The organism is Ciceribacter thiooxidans, from assembly GCF_014126615.1.
GTDB classification, from domain to species: domain Bacteria; phylum Pseudomonadota; class Alphaproteobacteria; order Rhizobiales; family Rhizobiaceae; genus Allorhizobium; species Allorhizobium thiooxidans.
The window spans coordinates 1,705,195-1,718,458 of record NZ_CP059896.1; the positions used below are offsets into that span (position 1 = coordinate 1,705,195).

A 13,264-nucleotide genomic window follows, 5' to 3' on the forward strand; every position below is an offset into this window, starting at 1 on the left:
GGGACTTGCGGAACACATATGGAACAGATAGTGTATGTTCTGGATTTGTTTCACACGACGGGGCTCTGGACATGTTGACGCGCAAGCAACAGGAACTGCTTCTCTTCATTCACGAACGGATGAAGGAATCGGGCGTGCCACCGTCTTTCGACGAGATGAAGGATGCGCTCGACCTCGCATCGAAATCCGGTATCCACCGCCTGATCACGGCGCTTGAAGAGCGCGGTTTCATCCGGCGGCTGCCGAACCGGGCGCGGGCGCTGGAAGTCATCAGGCTGCCGGAGGCCTATTCGTCCAGCCTGCAACCGCGCCGGGGTTTCTCCCCGAGCGTGATCGAGGGAAGCCTTGGGAAGGGCCAACCTGCCCCTGCGGCCAAGCCGCCCGCGGAAGAGCGTTCGAATTCGGTCGCCGTCCCGGTCATGGGCCGGATCGCGGCCGGCGTGCCGATCTCGGCAATCCAGCACAACACCCACGAAATCACCATCCCGGCGGAGATGCTCGGATCGGGCGAGCACTATGCGCTCGAGGTCAAGGGTGATTCGATGATCGAGGCCGGCATTCTCGACGGCGACACGGTCATCATCCGCAACGCCAGCAACGCAACGCCCGGCGACATCGTGGTGGCACTCGTGGACGACGAGGAAGCGACGCTGAAACGCTTCCGCCGCCGGGGCGATTCGATCGCGCTCGAGGCAGCGAACCCGGCTTATGAGACGCGCATCTTCGGCCCTGATCGTGTGAAGATTCAGGGCAAGCTCGTCGGACTTATCCGCCGCTATCACTGACCTTTGCGGCGTTCGCACCCGCTGCGGGCTCCCCGTCGGCGAAGCTGTCGGTCCGCCAGTCGTAAAGTCGATGCCGCTGCCACGGCCTGTCGAGAGTGGTGTATGCGGTGCGCTGACGGATATCCCGATCGTCGTGATTTCCAAGATAGAACTCGGTTGCGCCCGTGCGGCGCAGCACTTCCGCATCGATCATATTCGCGCCGGAGCGACAGCTACCGAAAGGTGAACGGCGCGGCGTGATCACGAAATCGGCAGTATCGCAGGCGGCGCCGAGAAGTGCCGGGTCCTCGACGGTGGCGATCCGCCACCCTTTCGACAGCCGGACGATGCACCAGACTTTTCCCGTACAGAGAAATCGGCCGGAGGGTGACGCTGCGAACTGTCGCCGCATCATCTCGCGAACGGTCCTTATCTGTTCGACGGACAACCGGTCCGCTCCCTCCGCCCGAGTGCCGGCGACGGCACCGTCCTCGCTGCGGAGCGGGCCGAGATGATCCGGACGCGCAAGCGCGTGCTGCCATTGTGAGAAGAGGAAGTCCGACGGTTTGTTGCGGTTCGTCGCGATCGTCCTGCCGTCCGGGCCGGGCAGACCCGCCAGGCGTCCGTCCTCCGAGACGATGAGGTCGGCAGTGTCTTCCGGCGGCAGGAGGATCGCAAGTCCGATCGCCACGACGAGGATGACAGCGCCGATCCACCGAAGGCGTGTGTGCAGCAAGGTGAGTAACAACAGTCCGACGCTCGCGAGCGGCAGGAACCATGCTGCAAGCCGTCCGACGGACGTGCCCTCACTCCAGCTCGCGACCGTGGTCGCGATCACGATGACGATCTCAAGCCCCTCGCCTGCGAGGATGAGAAAGGGCATATCGAGGCCGAACGGCATGAGCAGCATTGCCGCAAGTGCCGCCGGCATCACCACCACAGAGATGATCGGCATTGCCGCGAGATTCGCGACAAGACCGTAAGGTGCCAGTCGATGGAAATGGGCGACGGCGAAGATTGCCGTCGCCAGTCCTCCAATCAGCGACGTCAGGAAGGTGCCGGCCGCGAAATTCCACAGGAAGGAAAGGATCCTCCGGCCGGGAAAGTCCGGCGCATAGCGCGATTGCCGTGCCGCGCGCCGGCGCCAGCCGTCGTAGCCGGCAATCAGTCCTGCGGTGGCGGCAAACGACATCTGGAAGCTGGCACCGAGCACCTGTGATGGCCAAACAACGAGAATGACGATCGCCGCCAGTGCGAGGTTGCGCAGACTGATCGCCGGGCGGTCGAACAGGACGGCAACCAGCATGATCGCGGTCATCAGAAAGGCGCGGATGGCGGAGACCTGCGAGCCGGAGATCATCAGGTAGAGGAAGGCAGCGGCCAGCGCGGCCATGGCAGCGATCTTCTTGATCGGCCAGGACTGGGCGATCGCCGGCGAGAGGCTGAGCAGCTTGCGCAGGCCGACAAAGAAGATGCCGGCGGCGAGCGCCATGTGGAGGCCGGAAATCGCGGTGATGTGCGCCAGTCCCGAAAGCCGCAATGCCTCGGTCGTCGCCGCCGACATCGATCGACGGTCGCCGGTGAGGATCGCGGCGGCAAAGCCGCCGGCGTCGCCCGGAACTGTTCTCCTGATTCGCTGGGTGATGCCGTCGCGGACAATAAGAAGCGTCTGCTCGGCGGCCTCCCACCATGGGCCGGTACCGCTCACCGCCGATCTTTCGACATGCGTCGGCGCTCCGAGAAAATAGCCGACGGCGCCGATCCCGCCGAAGTAGCCGGAGAAGGAGAAGTCGTCGAGGCCGGGCAAAGCCGGTCCGGAAGGTGGCGAGAGCCGTGCCTTTCCCCGCAGCACCTCGCCGAGGGCGAAAGGCTCGTGTCGGGCGCGGGTCATGAGCACGACCTCTTCCGGCGCACGCCTGATCCGCGGCTCCGCCGTCGCCTCTACGCGGACGAGGTAGCGCCATTCGCCGGTCGCCCCCGCCTCCCGCCGAAGCACCCTTCCCGTCACTTGTGTCGTGACCGGCGTATCGAGAAGGACCGTCTGCATCCTGCGGGTCTCGAGATCCGCAAGAAGCATTCCGATGGCACAGAGCGCCAGCGCCGACCATATCCGATGTGCCATGGGGCTGCCGAAACGCGAGAGCACCGCAAAGACGGAGGAAACAGCAAACAGGAACACCGGCGCTACGATCGGCAGGGTCTGCGGCAAGGCAAACCAGAGGACGGCACCGGTCCCCAGTGCGACGGGCACGAACAGGAAGACGCGCCCGAACGCCTCCTCGCGACCAATCGCCGCGTGCGCCGACTGCGCGATCAACGCCGCAGAACGGGAAATACGGTCAACAAGACATTCCCCACCGGTCGCCTGACGGACGACGAGTGCTCCAGCCGAGCGCGGTTGCGCGACGACAATCGCGTCGAGGGGGATAGTAATGGCGAGCGTCGGCCCTTCCCCTGCTCCGTTCCCGGCGCGGTCTTCCGCGATCTTTTCCAAGATGGCCCCAGCCCCGATCGGAGGACCGGACGCCGACGCTGCGGCATCCGCCTCACCGGCAAACTGTAGCAATCAATGCGCGCGAAAGAAAGCCTGAAACACTTCATGATGGCACGGAGATAAGCTTCGGAAATCACGATGTGTTGCTGGCATTTCGCGTCGCACAATTTGCCCTTTGGCTAGCTTGGCATTAACGTCGGGATCATATAGCTAACTCGGGACGCTTAACCTGCGACGCCTTTTCGAAGGCGCCGGACCGCCAATTTCGGAGGATTAGCATGACGGAAAAAAGCGCAGCACTGGCACTCGGCGACAAGAAGGTCGACCTTCCGGTGAAGGAAGGAACCATCGGGCCGAGTGTCATCGACATCGGAGCCCTCTACAAGCACACCGGCTCCTTCACCTACGATCCGGGCTTCACCTCGACTGCGTCCTGCGAATCCAAGATCACCTATATCGACGGCGACGAAGGCGTATTGCTGCACCGCGGCTATCCGATCGAACAGCTCGCCGAGAAGGGCGACTTCCTGGAAGTCTGCTATCTGCTTCTCTACGGCGACCTGCCGACCGCCGCCCAGAAGAAGGACTTCGACTACCGCGTCACGCACCACACCATGGTGCATGAACAGATGAGCAAGTTCTTCTCCGGCTATCGCCGCGACGCCCACCCGATGGCCGTCATGGTCGGCACCGTCGGTGCGCTCTCCGCGTTCTATCACGACTCGACGGACATCACCGATCCGCATCAGCGCATGGTTGCGTCGCTGCGCATGATCGCCAAGATGCCGACGATCGCCGCGATGGCCTACAAGTACCATGTCGGGCAGCCCTTCGTTTACCCGAAGAACAATCTCGATTACGCGGCGAACTTCCTGCACATGTGCTTCGCCGTACCCTGCGACGACTACAAGGTCGATCCGGTACTCGCCCGCGCCATGGACCGGATCTTCATCCTGCATGCCGACCACGAACAGAACGCCTCGACGTCGACCGTTCGCCTCGCCGGCTCGTCGGGCGCCAACCCGTTCGCCTGCATCGCAGCCGGCATCGCCTGCCTCTGGGGTCCGGCCCACGGCGGCGCCAACGAAGCAGCCCTCAACATGCTGCAGGAGATCGGCTCCGTCGACCGCATTCCGGAATACATTGCGCGCGCCAAGGACAAGAACGATCCGTTCCGCCTGATGGGCTTCGGTCATCGCGTCTACAAGAACTATGATCCGCGCGCGAAGATCATGCAGAAGACCATGTACGAGGTCCTCGAAGCGACCGGTCACGGCGACGACCCGCTGATGAAGGTCGCACTCGAACTCGAGAAGATCGCCCTCAACGACGAATACTTCATCGAGAAGAAGCTCTATCCGAACGTGGACTTCTACTCCGGCATCACGCTGCGTGCGCTCGGCTTCCCCACGACGATGTTCACGGTTCTCTTCGCGCTCGCCCGCACCGTCGGGTGGATCGCCCAGTGGAACGAGATGATCGAGGATCCGCAGCAGCGCATCGGTCGTCCGCGCCAGCTCTACACCGGCGCACCGAAGCGCGACTACGTGCCCGTATCGCAACGCTGAGAACGCCGTCACGGCAGTAACACAGGGCCCGGCAGACCAAGGTCTTCCGGGCCTTTTTTTATTGCGCTTTGCTGTCGTCGTTGCCGCGCTTCATCGACTCCTGCCGGCGCAACAGCCATTTGTCGATTTCGCTGACCACGAGAACCGATGCGGCGGCCGCCAGCAGCAACAGCCACTGCTCCAGCGAAATCGGCGCGATTTCCAAGAGATCGTTCACCCCCGGCACGTACATCGCGCCGATGTGCAGGGCCTGGGAACCCAGGACGCCGAGCAGCAGGAACGGGTTCGAGACGTGCGACTGCCGGAAGACCGAGCGGCGCTCGGAGCGGCTGTTGATGCACTGGAAGTTTTCGAAGAGCACGAAAAGCAACAGCAGCAGGTTGCTCGCCGCAAAATGCGAGAGACCGGACGCCGTCGCCCAGTAGAAGAAGGCGAAGCCGCCACCCCCCATGACCACGGTCGCCAGAACGATGCGTCGAAGCATCAGCCGGTCGAAGATCGGCTCTCCCGGACGGCGCACCGGCGAACGCAACTCGTCGCCTTCCGCAGGCTCGGTGACGAGCGCCACGTCCTGTACGCCGTTGGTGACGAGATTGAGCCAGAGAAGCTGCACCGCCGTCATCGGCATCGGCGCGCCGAGCACCATGGCGAGCAGGAAGAGCAGGACCTCGGCGGCGCCCGTGGAGATCTGCATGAAGATCACCTTGCGGATGTTGTTGTAGGCGACACGGCCCTCCCGTATGCCGGCGACAATCGAAGCAAAGTTGTCGTCGGTGAGGATGATGTCCGCGCTCTCCTTTGCAACGTCGGTTCCACCGTGGCCCATCGCCACGCCGACATGGGCGTGCCTGAGCGCCGGTGCATCGTTGACGCCGTCGCCGGTCACGGCAACATAGTGGCCGTTGCGGGCGAGCGAGCGGATGATCGCGAGCTTCTGGTCCGGCTTCACGCGCGCGAAAATGCTTCCGTGCCGGGTGAGCCCGTCGAGCACGCTCTCGCCGGCAGCGATGGCCCCCGCAATCTGGTCGCCCGTCACCACGTCCGTCTCGGCAAATCGCATTCCCGCCTGACGGGCGATCACGCTCGCCGTGGTCGGATCGTCTCCCGTGACGACGGCGACGGCGATGCCGGCCTGGCGGCAGGAGTCGAGCGCCGCGGGCACCTCCGGACGGATCGGGTCCTGCATGCCGACGAGGCCGAGAAAGTTCAGGTCGATCAACAGATGCCCGCCGTATTCGCCGTCGCCGGAAACGCCGATCTCGCCGGCGGCGAAGGCGAGCACTCTCAGCCCAGCGCGGGCCATCTCCTCCATCTGGCGGCGCACATGGGCGCGGTCGATCGGGACGGCACCCTCGGCCGTCTCCATCGTCTTGCACATCGACAGCAGCAGTTCCGGCGCGCCCTTGACGAAGGCGTGCATACGATCCTCGACCTGGTGGAAGGAGGCGGCGTATTTCTGCTCAGGTTCGTATGGAATGCGCCGTTCGAGCGGAAATCTCTCGAGAAGGCTCGATCGGCTGATGCCGGCCTTGTGCGCCGCGGCAAGCAGTGCCACGTCCACCGTATCGCCGACCGGTCGCCAGGTTTCGGCACCGTCGACACTGATCTCTCCCTCGTTCGGCAGGCTGCCGACGCCAAGCAACCGCCGCACGGCCGCGTTCGGGCCATTCTTGCCTCCGTCACGGCTCTTGATGCCGCCCGAAAGCGGATGCGGCCCGGCCTCCAGAATCCAGTGACTGTCGTCGGGCAGGCGAATGTCCGTCACCGTTAGTTCGTTCAGCGTCAGGGTACCGGTCTTGTCGGTCGCGATCATCGTGCAGGAACCGAGCGATTCCACCGCCGGGAGATTCCGAACGATGACGTTGACACGAGCCATGCGCCGCATGCCGATCGCAAGTGCGACCGAGATGGCGATCGGCAGCGCCTCCGGTATTGCGCTAACGGCGAGGCCGATCGACATGGTAAAGAGATCGCCCGCCGGCATCGCACGCCACCAGCCGACCGCGAAAAGGAAGAGGATCGCAACGCCGACGGCGAGCGCGATCCTCCGCGTGAATTCTTCCATGCGGATCATCAAGGGCGGCTTGGCGGTCACGCGCTCTCGGATCGCGTCCGCGATTCTGCCGAGTTCGGTCCTGTTGCCTGTCGCCGCCACGATGCCCTCGGCCCGACCGCGGGTCACGATCGTGCCGGCGAAGACGGAATCGCCCTCGGACTTGTAGATTGGACGCGATTCTCCCGTGTGGGTCGCCTCGTCGCATTGCAGGTGGTCGGACGCGTCGAGCAGGATGTCTGCGGGAACGCGCTGCCCGGATTCCAGCAGAACCCGGTCGCCGGGAACAAGCCCGGTGGCGTCGATGACCTGACGCACTCCGTCCCTGACGACGGTCGCCTGCGGTTCCTCCAGCGCACGAAGCGCATTCGCAGATTGTCCCGCCGAGTACTCCTGCACCGCCCCGATGATACCGTTGATCACCAGCACGACCGCGATGAACAGCGCGTCGGTGATCTCGCTGACGAAGGCGGAAACCACCGCCGCGACCATCAGGATATAAATCAAGGGGCTGAGGAACTGCATGACCAGCACCTTGAGGAAGGACGGCGGCTTGCCGACCGGCAGGACGTTGGCGCCATGGACTTCGAGGGCCGCCGCGACCTCCTGCGAGGTCAATCCTTCTCGTCGGATGTTCGCCGATATCTCTGTCTGTGCTGTCAAGTCGGTTCCCCGTTCGCTAGTCCGCGCCTGCACACCACTATAGGAAGAGGTCCGGGCAACGAACATTGATATTTGTCATACGCAAGCACTGACGGTCGTTGATGCCGCGAGACTCGCGCCGCGCGGCCCGGGGCCAGAATCGCGAGATCACGCCTTCATTTCCTTGCGGGTTTGATTTATGGAACGTCATCTGCTTCGCCGACTGGCGAGCAACAGAAATGAGGTTTGCGTCCCGATGCTCGTCGTCATGCGAAAGGCCGCCCGGACTTGGGTGGCGAAATTCCTTCTGCTCATTCTCGCCGTTTCCTTCGGCATCTGGGGCGCGTCGCGATCCTTGATGAACGGTGTTTCCGAGACGGTCGTCGCCGTCGGCGACCAGAAGGTCACGGTGAACGAGTTCCGCCTCGCCTATCAGCGGCAGCTTGCCGATCTCGGCCGCCGCTTCGGCACGCAGATCACCTCCGAACAGGCGCGCGCGCTCGGCATCGAGAACCAGGTCTTCGCCCAGCTCGCCGCCGGTGCTGCGCTCGACCAGCTTTCGGAAAAGATGAACCTCGGACTTTCCGAGGACCGCCTCGCCAAGCTGATCGCCGATGATCCGGCTTTCCACTCGCCATCGGGCCAGTTCGACCGCCAACTCTTCACGTCGCGACTGCGCAATGCCGGCCTGCGCGAGGCCGACTACATCAGCGAACGTTCGAAGGTTGCCGTCCGCAGCCAGATCGTCGAAGCGACGGCCGACGGCTTCGAGCCGCCCAAGGTGCTCGTCGACGCGCTGAAGAGCTACCGCGACGAAAACCGCTCGCTCGATTACCTCCTGCTGACCAAGGCGAACATCGACCCCATCACGGCACCGGACGAAAAGACGCTCGGCGACTGGTACGAGACGGTCAAGAGCCGTTACCGGGCGCCCGAATACCGTAGCTTCTCCTACGTGAAGCTCGAGCCGTCCGATATCGCCGATCTCGCCTCGATCTCGGAAGAAGCGATCAAGCAGGATTACGACGCTCATAAGAAGAACTATGAGATCCCCGGAACGCGCACGGTCGAGCAGTTGACCTTCGAGACCCGCGAGATGGCAGAGGCCGCGCAGGCCGAACTGGCTTCTGGGACTCCGTTCGACCAGTTGGTCACCGACCAGGGCAAGACCGCCAGCGACGTGCTGCTCGGCGACTTCACCCGTGAGCAGATGCCCGACCAGACCCTTGCCGAGGCAGCCTTCGCCGTCACCAAGGAAGGCGGCACGACGCCGGTCGTCGAAGGGACCTTCGGGCCGGTCATCCTGCGCGTCACCAACATCAAGGAAGGCCGCACGCGCAGCCTTGACGAGGTGAAGGACGAAATCCGCAAGGCACTCGCCGAATCCGCCGCCCAGGAAGACATCATGACGATCCATGACCAGTTCGAGGATCTGCGCGCCTCCGGCTCCACGCTCGCCGAGGCCGCGACCCAGCTGAAACTGAAGCCGGTCAGCGTCAAACCTGTGGACCACCGCGGCCGCGACATGTCGGAAGCCGAAGTCACGCTTCCGTCCCGCGATCAACTGCTGGCCGAGGTGTTCAAGACGGATGTCGGCATCGAGGCCCTGCCGCTCAACATCGGCACGGACGGCTACCTGTGGTTCGACGTGACCGAAGTCGTGCCCGAACGCGACCGCACACTCGACGAGGTGCGAGAGAAGGCAATCGCCGACTGGACCGCCGAACAGCAGAAGATTGCTCTCGGCGCCAAGGCGGAAAGCCTCAAGGATCGTCTCGCGAAGGGTGAAACCATTGCAGCGCTCGCAACTGAACTCGGCCTCGCCGTCGAAACCAAGACCGGCATTCGTCGCGCGAGCGACGACCCGATCCTCGGCCGCGCGGCCGTGGCCGCAGCTTTCTCCGGTCCGAACGGCACCGTTGCGGCAGCACCCGGCGCCGACCCGGAAACACAGATCCTGCTCAAGGTTACAGCGGTCAGCGAACAGCCGACGACCAACGTTCTCGGCAACGATGATTCCCAGGTACTCGCGCTTGCCAAGGCCGCCGGCGACGATATCCTCGACCAGATGGTCAACCGGCTGCAGACCGAATACGGCGTGACCATCAATCGCACGCTCGCCGAGCAGGCGATGGTTCGCTAGGCCTTTGGGGGAAAATAACAGCATGTCCGGACTGAAACCATTTATCGCCAAGGTGGCGACTCGACAGGTGCTGAGCCGCATCGAGGCGAGCGACGCCTTCGAAGTCATGATGTCCGGAGAGGCCAGCATGGCCCAGATCGGCGGCTTCCTGATGGCGCTGCGTGTGCGCGGCGAAACCGTCGACGAAATCGCCGGTGCCGTTTCGATCATGCGATCCAAGATGGTTCCGGTCGAGGCTCCCGAGGACGCCATCGACATCGTCGGCACTGGCGGCGACGGCACCAATACCTACAACATCTCGACCCTCGCCTCGCTGATCGTCGCAGGCGCGGGTGTTCCGGTCGCCAAGCACGGCAACAGGGCGCTGAGCTCGAAGTCGGGAACTGCCGACGCGCTCTCGCAGCTCGGCGTCAAGCTCGACATCGATCCGGAAACCATCTCGCTCTGCATTCGCGAGGCGGGCATCGGCTTCATGTTCGCCCAGCTTCATCATCCCGCCATGCGTCATGTCGGTCCGGCGCGTGTCGAACTCGGCACCCGCACGATCTTCAACATCGTCGGCCCGCTTTCGAGCCCCGCGAGCGTCAAACGGCAGCTGTTCGGCGTCTATTCGCCCGAATGGCTCCTGCCCGGCGCCGAGGCGCTCCGCGATCTCGGACTGACGAGCGCCTGGGTGGTGCACGGAAGCGGCCTCGACGAGGTCACGACGACCGGCCCGACCATGGTCGCGGCCCTGAAGGACGGCGAGATCACCACGTTTGAGCTCACGCCGGAGGATTTCGGCGTTCCGGTCGTTTCGCTGGAGGCGATCCGCGGCGGTGACGGCGTCGTCAATGCCGCCGCGCTGCGTGACGTGCTTGCCGGTGCGCGGACCGCCTATCGCGATGTCGCGCTCTGCAACGCGGCCGCGTCGCTCGTCATCGCAGGCAAGGCGGAGGACGTCCGCGAGGGCATGGCGCTCGCCGTCCGGTCGCTGGATACGGGTGCAGCGGCGGCGGCGCTCGACAAGCTGATCGAGGTTTCCAATTCCGTCGCACAGGGCTAAGCTCACGCCATGACCGATATCCTGAAGCGCATCGAGGTCTACAAGCGCGAAGAGATCGCCGCCGCGAAGGCAGCGATTCCCTTCGCGGACGTCAGGGCTATGGCGGCCGACCGCGAACCGCCGCGCGGTTTCTTCCGTGCGCTTGCCGAAAAGCGCGCGTCCGGCCTCTTTGGACTGATTGCCGAGATCAAGAAGGCGAGCCCTTCGAAGGGCCTTATCCGCGCCGATTTCGATCCTCCGGTGCTGGCGTCAGCCTACGAGGCCGGTGGAGCCGCGTGCCTTTCCGTGCTCACCGACACGCCGAGCTTCGAGGGCAGACTGGAGTTCCTCCAGGCTGCTCGGGATGCCTGCGCACTGCCGGCGCTGCGCAAGGACTTCATGTTCGATACCTATCAGGTGCACGAGGCCCGCGCCTGGGGTGCGGATTGCATTCTTCTCATCATGGCATCGCTCTCGGATGCCGATGCGGCGATGCTCGAGGCCGAGGCGATGGCGCTCGGCATGGACGTGCTCATCGAGGTCCATGACGAGGCAGAGCTCGAAAGAGCATTGAAGCTCACCTCGCCGATGATCGGCATCAATAATCGCAATCTCAGAACTTTCGAGGTTGATCTCGCCGTCAGCGAGCGGCTCGCGTCGATGGTCCCGGACGAGCGGCTGCTGGTCGGAGAAAGCGGCATCTTCACCCATGCCGACTGCATGCGGCTCAAGGAAAGCGGCATCACGACCTTCCTGGTCGGAGAGAGCCTGATGCGCAAGGATGACGTCACCGCGGCGACAAGGGCGCTGCTCGGCAACGGCGCCGGGATCATGGCAGCGGAATGACGGGCGGCCTGACGCACATCGCAGCCTCGGGCGAAGCCCATATGGTCGACGTAGGCGGCAAGACGGAGACCGTGCGGGTCGCAGTCGCCGAGGGCCGGATCAGGATGAGGACGGAAACGCTCGCGCTGATCCGCGAGGGCAATGCCAAGAAGGGTGACGTCATCGGCACCGCGCGCGTTGCCGGCATCATGGCGGCGAAGCGGACATCCGACCTGATCCCGCTCTGTCACCCGCTGATGTTGTCCAAGGTCACCGTCGACATCGACGAGGAACCGGAACTGCCGGGCCTCAGGGTCACGGCGACCGTCAAACTCACCGGACAGACAGGCGTAGAGATGGAGGCTCTGACCGCCGTGTCGGTCACATGCCTCACGATCTACGACATGGCGAAAGCCGCCGACAAGGGCATGGAGATCGGCGGTATCCGGCTGATCGAAAAGACCGGCGGCAAATCCGGTCACTATCGCAATCCCGAGGCCCTGTAGATGAGCCTTCTTTCGGTCAGTGAAGCGCGTTCCAGGCTGCTCGATCCGGCGGTCCCGATCGGCCGGACCGAAGTTCTCGACCTCCATAGTGCCGCCGGCCGCGTGCTCGCCGAAGACCTTGCCGCGAGACTGACGCAGCCTCCGTTCGATGCATCCGCCATGGATGGCTATGCGCTGAGGAGCGAAGATGCCGCGGCGCCGGGTGCCATCCTTCGCGTGATCGGCACGGCCTCCGCAGGGCATAGTTTTGACGGGACGGTCGGCGAAAGAGAAGCCGTACGGATATTCACCGGTGCGCCTGTGCCGACGGGTGCCGACGCAGTCCTGATCCAGGAAGACACCGAGAAGCTCGAAGACGGTCGCATCCGCACGACCTTTGCGTCGGCTCCGGGCCGCCATATCCGGCCGCGCGGGCAGGACTTCGCCGAAGGCGAGACGGTCCTGTCGGCCGGGCAGTCCCTGGACTTCACCCGCCTGACGCTTGCAGCAGCTCTCAATCATGGAAACGTCGTCGTCTACCGCAAGCCGCTCGTCGCCATTCTGGCGACCGGTGACGAGCTCGTGCGGCCTGGAGAAAATCCCGGTCCGGACCAGATCGTCGGCTCCAACAGCTTCGGCGTCGCCGCGCTCGCGCGCGAGAACGGGGCGGACGTTCTCGATCTCGGCATCGTGCCCGACGACACCGCACAGATCACCGCCGCGGTCCGCAAGGCGCAGGACGCGGGCGCCGACGTGCTCGTGACGCTCGGCGGCGCGTCGGTCGGCGACCACGATCTGGTTCAAAGGACACTGGTCGGCGCCGGCATGCAACTCGACTTCTGGAAGATCGCCATGCGGCCGGGCAAGCCGCTGATGGTCGGTTCGCTTGCCAACATGCACGTGCTCGGCCTGCCCGGGAATCCGGTTTCAAGCATGGTCTGCGGCCTGCTGTTCCTCGAACCATTGGTCTGCAAGCTTGCGCGCCGCTCGACGCGCAACCGAGAAGCGATCGCGAAGACGGCAAATCTCCTGCGCGCCAACGACCGGCGGCAGGACCACTTGCGAGCACGCCTTACCCGGGACGACGAAGGTCATCTCGTCGCGGAGCCGTATGAAAAGCAGGACTCTTCCATGATGAAGATCTTCGCCAATTCGGACTGCCTGATCGTCCGGCCGCCGCAAGCGCCGGAACTCGCCCCCGGCTCCCCCTGCTCCGTTCTGCTCCTGAGGCCGTTCGAAGGCTGACGAGAAAACGCTTCGGAGAGC

The 13,264-nt window shown here is 64.2% G+C and carries 9 protein-coding genes; 7 read left to right on the forward strand and 2 right to left on the reverse strand.

Features of this window, described 5'->3' with window-relative positions; all coding sequences use genetic code 11:
• Window positions 1-71: 71 nt before the first annotated feature.
• Complete coding sequence (gene lexA / locus H4I97_RS08080) at window positions 72-785, forward strand: transcriptional repressor LexA (protein ID WP_182307379.1); 714 nt, start codon at window positions 72-74, stop codon at window positions 783-785.
• Here the strand turns inward: lexA and H4I97_RS08085 are convergent.
• Window positions 766-3,258, reverse strand: a complete 2,493-nt coding sequence (locus H4I97_RS08085; RefSeq protein ID WP_244658742.1) for a ComEC/Rec2 family competence protein — start codon at window positions 3,256-3,258, stop codon at window positions 766-768. The two genes, lexA and H4I97_RS08085, sit on opposite strands and share 20 nt — an antisense overlap.
• A 278-nt stretch (window positions 3,259-3,536) precedes the next feature.
• Here H4I97_RS08085 and gltA point away from each other — a divergent pair, with 278 nt between their 5' ends.
• Window positions 3,537-4,826 (forward strand): citrate synthase, encoded by a 1,290-nt coding sequence (gene gltA, locus H4I97_RS08090; RefSeq protein ID WP_182307380.1) that lies wholly within the window; start codon window positions 3,537-3,539, stop codon window positions 4,824-4,826.
• A 58-nt stretch (window positions 4,827-4,884) separates the two neighbouring features.
• Here the strand turns inward: gltA and H4I97_RS08095 are convergent, their stop codons facing one another.
• A complete protein-coding gene (locus tag H4I97_RS08095) occupies window positions 4,885-7,608 on the reverse strand; it encodes a cation-translocating P-type ATPase (RefSeq protein WP_182307381.1) in 2,724 nt (907 codons plus the stop codon).
• A gap of 169 nt (window positions 7,609-7,777) precedes the next feature.
• On the opposite strand from H4I97_RS08095, the gene H4I97_RS08100 reads away from it, so the two are divergent.
• The 5 genes from H4I97_RS08100 to H4I97_RS08120 are packed head-to-tail and all read left to right on the forward strand — an operon-like array spanning window position 7,778 to window position 13,243.
• Window positions 7,778-9,664: a peptidylprolyl isomerase gene (locus H4I97_RS08100; protein WP_182307382.1), complete on the forward strand. Its 1,887-nt coding sequence runs from the start codon at window positions 7,778-7,780 to the stop codon at window positions 9,662-9,664.
• Between the two features lie 22 nt (window positions 9,665-9,686).
• Window positions 9,687-10,709: an anthranilate phosphoribosyltransferase gene (gene trpD / locus H4I97_RS08105; RefSeq protein WP_182307383.1), complete on the forward strand. Its 1,023-nt coding sequence runs from the start codon at window positions 9,687-9,689 to the stop codon at window positions 10,707-10,709.
• Between the two features lie 9 nt (window positions 10,710-10,718).
• Complete coding sequence (gene trpC, locus H4I97_RS08110) at window positions 10,719-11,534, forward strand: indole-3-glycerol phosphate synthase TrpC (protein WP_182307384.1); 816 nt, start codon at window positions 10,719-10,721, stop codon at window positions 11,532-11,534.
• A complete protein-coding gene (gene moaC / locus H4I97_RS08115) occupies window positions 11,531-12,019 on the forward strand; it encodes a cyclic pyranopterin monophosphate synthase MoaC (RefSeq protein WP_182307385.1) in 489 nt (162 codons plus the stop codon). Before trpC ends, moaC begins: the two co-directional genes overlap by 4 nt.
• Window positions 12,020-13,243 (forward strand): molybdopterin molybdotransferase MoeA, encoded by a 1,224-nt coding sequence (locus H4I97_RS08120; protein ID WP_182307386.1) that lies wholly within the window; start codon window positions 12,020-12,022, stop codon window positions 13,241-13,243.
• The last annotated feature ends 21 nt before the right edge of the window (window positions 13,244-13,264 follow it).

Excerpts from the sequence above, each read along its gene's own strand:
- lexA (WP_182307379.1), top strand. The coding sequence starts at position 72 with ATGTTGACGCGCAAGCAACAGGAACTGCTTCTCTTCATTCACGAACGG.
- gltA (WP_182307380.1), top strand. The coding sequence starts at position 3,537 with ATGACGGAAAAAAGCGCAGCACTGGCACTCGGCGACAAGAAGGTCGAC.
- H4I97_RS08095 (WP_182307381.1), bottom strand. The coding sequence starts at position 7,608 with ATGTTCGTTGCCCGGACCTCTTCCTATAGTGGTGTGCAGGCGCGGACT.
- H4I97_RS08100 (WP_182307382.1), top strand. The coding sequence starts at position 7,778 with ATGCTCGTCGTCATGCGAAAGGCCGCCCGGACTTGGGTGGCGAAATTC.
- trpD (WP_182307383.1), top strand. The coding sequence starts at position 9,687 with ATGTCCGGACTGAAACCATTTATCGCCAAGGTGGCGACTCGACAGGTG.
- trpC (WP_182307384.1), top strand. The coding sequence starts at position 10,719 with ATGACCGATATCCTGAAGCGCATCGAGGTCTACAAGCGCGAAGAGATC.
- moaC (WP_182307385.1), top strand. The coding sequence starts at position 11,531 with ATGACGGGCGGCCTGACGCACATCGCAGCCTCGGGCGAAGCCCATATG.
- H4I97_RS08120 (WP_182307386.1), top strand. The coding sequence starts at position 12,020 with ATGAGCCTTCTTTCGGTCAGTGAAGCGCGTTCCAGGCTGCTCGATCCG.